This is a genomic window from Pyramidobacter piscolens W5455 (assembly GCF_000177335.1).
Lineage (GTDB): Bacteria > Synergistota > Synergistia > Synergistales > Dethiosulfovibrionaceae > Pyramidobacter > Pyramidobacter piscolens.
Window position 1 is genome coordinate 1 of sequence record NZ_ADFP01000001.1, and the last position, 6,112, is coordinate 6,112.

Sequence of the window (6,112 nt, forward strand, 5' to 3'; positions counted from 1 at the left end):
GCTGAATATTTCGACTTCAAGCGATCATTTGCTCCTGGCGGAAAATCCACTTGTCACGTCCGGCGCGGGGATGCTATAATTCCCCGTGTCGTGCGAGGCGCGTTGCGAGGGTGGCGGAATTGGCAGACGCGCCAGACTTAGGATCTGGTGCCTTCGGGCGTAGGGGTTCAAATCCCCTCCTTCGCACCAAGTTCATAAGTTTCAAATATGGATCGTTAGCTCAACTGGCAGAGCATCTGACTCTTAATCAGAGGGTTACAGGTTCAAGTCCTGTACGATCCACCAGAGTATTTCTCCCGACTTTTCAAGTCGGGTTATTTTGTATCGTTCGCCGGCGATGAAGAGCTTGGCGGCGGCAGGCGGAAGCGGCTGTCTGTTTTTACAATTGAATAATCTGACGCGGGGAGCTGGAAACGGCTGAGAGGAAGCGCTGAGCTTCGACCCGGGACCTGAATTGGATAATGCCAACGGAGGGATGTAAGATGCGCGAACGAACGTAATGGCGGTGTCCGAAAGGGTGCCGCCTTTTTGTTTGCCGGAAATCTCTGCCCCGGCGGTGGGGCCGGCGTCGGTGCTGTACAGACAGATGGGCAAGAAAGTGAGGAAAGCTTTTTCAGGAGCGCATTTTCAAGGAGGAAAGCATGAACAATTTACGAGAGAGAAAGATCGCGTTTACGGCCGTTCTGGCCGCGTTCGCCGTCGTGGGATCGTTTATTTCTTTTCCCGTGTTCGGGGCCAAGTGCGCGCCGGCGCAGCATCTGGCCAACATTCTCGGCGCCGTTTTTCTTGGGCCGGCGTGGAATGTGGCGGCGGCGTTCGTCGCCAGCCTGATCCGCAACCTCATCGGCGCCGGCACCCCGCTTGCCTTTCCCGGAAGCATGTGCGGCGCGTTGCTTGCCGGCGTTCTGTATCGTGTGATTCAGCGGCTTCCGGCGGCCTGGCTGGGAGAGATCATCGGTACGGGGCTGATCGGCGGGATGCTGTCCTATCCTGTGGCGCGTTTTGTGCTGGGCAACGACAAAGCCGCGCTGCTGACTTTCGTCGTGCCGTTTCTGATCAGCTCCGCCGGCGGAACGGCGATCGGCGCCGTGATCACCGTCGCCATGAAAAAACTGGGGCTGCTCGGGGTCGAGCGTTTTTTGGGGGGAGGACGGCATGACGGCGCCCGCTGAACTGTGGGCGGTGTGGGAGAGAATTTCCCGCCGCCGTCCTCTCGTCCACTGCATCACCAACCCGGTGACCGTGAACGACTGCGCCAACGCTCTGCTGGCCGCCGGCGCGCATCCCTTTATGGCCGCTCATCCCGATGAAGTGGAAGAAGTACAGCTCCGTGCCGACGCGCTGGTGATCAACCTGGGAGCGATCGCGCAGCTGGATTCCATCGGAAAAGCGGCGCGGCAGGCCGTTGCGTGCGGGCATCCGATCGTCGTCGATCCGGTCGGCGTTTCCGCTTCGTCGCTCCGCCGCCGCAGCTGCATCGCGCTGCTGAAAGAATTTCCCGTGGCCTGTGTGCGCGGCAACGGCGCGGAGATTCGCGCCCTGCTCGAAGATACGGGAACGGCGGCAGGCGTCGACGCGCCTTCGGAAGACGCGGCGTCTGCGCACGAAATTGCGGCGCAGCTGGCGCGGCGGCACGACTGCGCAGTCGTCGCCTCCGGCGCCGTCGATGTGGTGACCGACGGCCGCCAAACCTTTCGCGTGAGCAACGGCGATGCGATGATGACCCGCGTCACGGGCATGGGCTGTGTGCTGTCGTCGCTGCTTGGCGCCGCCTATGCGGTCGAAAATTCCCCGCTGGCGGCCGTCGCCGTCTGCGCCGTCGTAGGATTGAGCGGCGAGCTGGCCGCTGCCGGAACGCGATCGGCGCGCCGCGGCCCCGCGTATTTCCGCGCGCTGTTCGTGGACAGCCTTTACAGCTTGAATGAAGCGCAGTTCTCCGCTGGGGCGGAATGTTCCGGACTTTGAATCGTTTTCGCCCCTTTCCCAACAGCGCGGCGGCGAGCCGTTGTCCGCGCATGGTATAATCGAAAAGAAAAATAAGCGCCGTCCAAGCAGAGGGAACCGCGTCGAATGTATCGGCGGGGGCCGGAGGAATTTCGGAATTTCGATGCGGAAAAGGGCTCTGCGGCGCAGGATCCGGACGGAAGAACGGCCGGCGCTGCAAGATCTGCGGTTACGTGTACGAAGGGGAGAAACTGCCGCCCGATTATGTGTGCCCGCTCTGCAAACACGGCGCGGCCGACTTCGAGCGGATTGAGTAGTTTGGGGAAAAAGAACGCGGACACGTTGTGAGACGCGTCCGCGATTTATGGCGAGGTGCGAAATGGAAACGAAGAAAAAAGTGGCGCTGCTGTTCGGCGGCCAGTCGTCGGAACACGAAGTGTCCTGCGTTTCGGGCGCGACGGTGGCCCGCAATATCGACAGGGAAAAGTACGATCTGCTGCTGATCGGCATCACCAAGGAAGGGCGCTGGCTCCACGTCGATTCGACCGATCAGATCGCTTCCGGCGAGTGGCGGCGGGGCCGCCGGGGCGCGGCGCTGCTGCCCGACGCGGCGCTGAAGAGCGTTCTGCTCAGCGACGGCGAAAAATTTTCGCTGGCGCGCGTCGACGTGCTTTTTCCCGTGCTGCACGGCCTTTACGGCGAAGACGGCTGCCCGCAGGGCATCGCCGAACTGGCGCAGATCCCCTACGTGGGCTGCGACGTGCTCTCGTCGGCGGCGACGATGGACAAAGCGACGACCAAAGCCGTTCTGGCGCGCTGCGGTATCCCGCAGGCCCGCTACGCGGCGTTCCGGCGCGAGGAACTGGACGACATGGGCGGCGTCGTGCGCCGCGTCGAGTCCGAGCTGAGCTATCCCGTTTTCGTCAAGCCGTCCAATGCCGGTTCGTCCTGCGGCGTCTCCAAGGCGGGAAGCCGCGCGCAGCTTGTCGAAGCGCTGAAACTGGCCGCCGCGCAGGACTGCAAGGTGATCGCCGAGGAGACCATCGTCGGCCGCGAACTGGAATGCGCGCTCCTCGGCGGCTGGGACGCCGAGGCCAGCGGCGTGGGCGAGATCCTCGCCGGCGCGGAGTTCTACGATTACGACGCCAAGTACCGCAGCAGCGCCTCGCGCACCGTCGTCGATCCGCCGCTTCCGCCGGGAAAGCGCGAAGAGATCCGCGCCATGGCGAAAAAAATCTTCCGCGCGCTGGACTGCCGCGGCCTTTCGCGCGCCGACTTTTTCCTCGAAAAAGACACGGACCGCGTCGTCTTCAACGAGATCAACACCATCCCCGGCTTTACGGCCATCAGCATGTACCCCAAGCTCTGGGAAGCCGCCGGCGTGCCGCTGCCCGAGCTGGTCGAAAAACTGATCGAAAGCGCCGCCGTCACGTGGCGCCGTTGCTGAGAAGAAAACGATCCGGAACGTATAAAAAACAGGGGAGTCACGGCTGACCGCTGGTATCGGCCATGACTCCCCTGTTTTTTTATCCGCAGGGCGTGACGGGCGCAAAACGCATGTTCCCGTTCAGAGCGCGGAAATAAATTTTTGAACGGCGGGCTGCTGCCCGCTTTCTTTTCGGTAAACCATATAGTGCTGGACGGGCGGGATCTCTTCGCCGCGTATCGGAATGACGCGCAGCCGGCCGGACTGGAGCAGCGCCTCCACGTGTTTTCTGGCCAAAATGGCGTACCAGCCGCCGCCTTTCAGCAGCGGCACAGCGCACGAGGCGATATCCATTCTCAGCTGGAACTGGCAGGAAGGGGGGAAAAGGCGGCGCTGCGTCGTCCCGTAAAGAAAGTTGGAATCTATCAGCGGCAGTTCCTTGACGCTCGCGTATGAAATGCCGCCGCAGTGTTCCGTGTTTTTCGCGTCGGTCACGAGGACGAGTTCGTCTTCGCCGACGCATGTGCAGACGTAATCGGGATTGTGGAACGGGTGGTGCGTGAAGGCGACGTCGAGCAGCGCGCGCCTCAGCTCGTTGAGGAGCGCGCCCGTATGCCCGCACTTTACCCGCACGGAGACGTCGGGATGACGCTGCGCGAAGACGCGGAGACGGCTGCAAAGGTGCATGTCGTAGTAGGCGTACGCGCTCCCCAGGATGAGATACCCTGAATACTGGCCGGTGCGGTTCATCTGACTCAGGGCTTTTTCTTCCAGATTCACGATCTGTTCGGCGTATTCGCGAAGGGCCTGCCCCGCGCCGGTCAGCCTGACGCCGCCGCGCCCGCGCAGAAACAGCGGCTGCCCCGTCTCCTTTTCCAGCTCGCCGATCCGTTTGCTCACCGTGGACTGAGAAATGATCAGCGCCTCGGCGGAACGCGAAAAATTTTTTGTCTCCGCAAGAGAAAGAAACGTCTTGAGCTGCTCCGTGTTCATGTCTGTCCTCGCCTTCCAATTACTTTATCGAATGATTTTAATCGAAATCATTCTCTTTGTAAATTATTCCCGTTGTGCTAGACTGCGTGGTATATTGGTTAGCTTAAGCTAATTTGACGAAATGAACAAGGAAGAGAGGATTCTGACCGAATGAAAGGATACGTACGGTTCTTGTCTTTTGGGATTGCGCTTTTGGCGCTGACGTCGCCAGTCGGGAGGCTCGAAGCGGCGCCCCGCGGCGTTCCCGTCGCGTCCGAACTGGTCGTCGCCGGCAGCGAGATCGCCTGCGGCGTGGATCCGACGGTGTACCCCGCCGCGGATTACCTCCTGAACATGGGGGCGGCCGAGATTCTTTTCAAGGCGGGGGCCGACGGGATTATCCGGCCTTCGCTCGCCAAGGAAGCGATTCAGCTGGACGAACATTCGTGGGAGATCCGCCTGCGTCCCGAGGCCGTTTTCTGGAGCGGGACTCCGGTGACGGCGGAGGCCGTCGTCGCTTCTTTGATGCGCTCGAAGGAGCTGGACATGAAAGCCAACCCCTATCTGAAGGGAATGACGTTTTCCGCCGCGGGGCGCGATACGATCCGGGTCGTGACGGACGCCGCGAACGTGGACATCGCCGAAAACCTCTCCTATCCCCAGCTGGTCATTCACAACACGGCCGCGCCGTACACGTACAATGGCGTCAGCTCGGCGGACTATACCGGCATGTACCGGATCGTCTCTTTCGAACCGTCGCGGCGCATGGTTTTTGAAAAAAACGAGAATTACTGGGGAACGAAGCCGGAGATCCAGCGCGTGATCCACGAACAGATCGGGGATTCGGACGCGCGGGTCATGGCGGCTTTGAGCGGTCAGTATCACGTGGTGATGGATATCGATCGTACCGCCTATAAACAGTTTGATGAAAACGCGGCTTCTCATATCGTCATGGTACCGGGAGCTCAGACGATGACGATCTACCTCAACGCCGAAAAGGACGCTTTGCGCGACGAGCGCGTGCGCCGGGCGCTGAGCTGGGGACTGGACCGCCGCGAGCTGATCCTTCTGGGCATGGAAGGACTGAGCGAACCCGTAACGACCTGGCTGGGAGCGAATCCCGCCTATGCCGACATCAAAAACGCCTTTTTCGATTCCTACGATCCGAAAAAGGCCGCCGCGCTTCTCGACGAGGCGGGGTGGCTGCTGGGCGACGACGGCTACCGGCGCAAGGACGGCGCCGCGCTCGCCATGACCGTGCGCAGCTTCCGCAACGACAAGGCGCTGGGAGAGGCCGTGCAGATACAGTGGCGGAGGCTGGGAGTGAACGTGTCGGTCCGGCACGGCGATTATTCCCTGATGTCCGACGCCTACAAGAGCGGCGATTGGGACGGCGCCATCGAGGGCTGGGGAACGTTCGGAAATATTCTCGGATTTCTGAACACACAGTACGGCGCGAGCGGCGCCGCAAATTACGGACGCTATCGCGACGATCGCGTGGACGAACTGCTGTCGCGGCTTGCCGCCGCCGGCGACAGGGAAGAGCGCGGAAAGATCGCCAGAGAGCTGTCGCTGCATATCGCCGAAAAATCTCCCGCCGTCTATATTTGCCCGCGTCCGCAGATCACGGCCGTAAGCAATAATTTGCAGGGGTTCGTCCCGCATTTCCGCCAGTTCGAAAACGTCGTGAACGCGAATCTGAGGATCGTGAAATAATAGCATGATCTGCCGGGCGGCAGGGCTGGGACCTCGCGGTGCCCCGCTCTGCCG

Annotated in this window: 6 protein-coding genes, 2 tRNA genes and 1 riboswitch; of the genes, 7 read left to right on the forward strand and 1 reads right to left on the reverse strand. The window is 61.3% G+C overall.

Annotation, left to right across the window (positions count from 1 at the left end):
* The first annotated feature begins 104 nt into the window (after positions 1-104).
* The 6 genes from HMPREF7215_RS00005 (at position 105) to HMPREF7215_RS00025 (ending at position 3,391) form a co-directional block, all read left to right on the forward strand.
* Positions 105-189: transfer RNA gene (locus HMPREF7215_RS00005), tRNA-Leu, on the forward strand.
* A 20-nt stretch (positions 190-209) separates the two neighbouring features.
* Positions 210-285: transfer RNA gene (locus HMPREF7215_RS00010), tRNA-Lys, on the forward strand.
* Between the two features lie 105 nt (positions 286-390).
* A riboswitch (TPP riboswitch) is annotated at positions 391-493 on the forward strand.
* A 148-nt stretch (positions 494-641) separates the two neighbouring features.
* Positions 642-1,172, forward strand: a complete 531-nt coding sequence (gene thiW / locus HMPREF7215_RS00015; RefSeq protein ID WP_009163486.1) for an energy coupling factor transporter S component ThiW — start codon at positions 642-644, stop codon at positions 1,170-1,172.
* A complete protein-coding gene (gene thiM, locus HMPREF7215_RS00020; protein WP_009163487.1) occupies positions 1,156-1,965 on the forward strand; it encodes a hydroxyethylthiazole kinase in 810 nt (269 codons plus the stop codon). The genes thiW and thiM overlap by 17 nt, the downstream gene beginning before the upstream one ends.
* A gap of 200 nt (positions 1,966-2,165) precedes the next feature.
* A complete protein-coding gene (locus HMPREF7215_RS13995) occupies positions 2,166-2,261 on the forward strand; it encodes a rubredoxin-like domain-containing protein (protein ID WP_367619438.1) in 96 nt (31 codons plus the stop codon).
* Positions 2,262-2,323: 62 nt separating this feature from the next.
* Positions 2,324-3,391, forward strand: a complete 1,068-nt coding sequence (locus HMPREF7215_RS00025) for a D-alanine--D-alanine ligase family protein (RefSeq protein ID WP_009163488.1) — start codon at positions 2,324-2,326, stop codon at positions 3,389-3,391.
* A gap of 120 nt (positions 3,392-3,511) precedes the next feature.
* Here the strand turns inward: HMPREF7215_RS00025 and HMPREF7215_RS00030 are convergent, their stop codons facing one another.
* Positions 3,512-4,363 carry a LysR family transcriptional regulator gene (locus tag HMPREF7215_RS00030; protein ID WP_009163489.1) on the reverse strand — a complete coding sequence of 284 codons (852 nt, stop codon included), beginning with the start codon at positions 4,361-4,363 and terminating at the stop codon, positions 3,512-3,514.
* A gap of 171 nt (positions 4,364-4,534) precedes the next feature.
* On the opposite strand from HMPREF7215_RS00030, the gene HMPREF7215_RS00035 reads away from it, so the two are divergent.
* Positions 4,535-6,058, forward strand: coding sequence for an ABC transporter substrate-binding protein (locus HMPREF7215_RS00035; protein WP_198004522.1), 1,524 nt, complete (start codon positions 4,535-4,537; stop codon positions 6,056-6,058).
* The last annotated feature ends 54 nt before the right edge of the window (positions 6,059-6,112 follow it).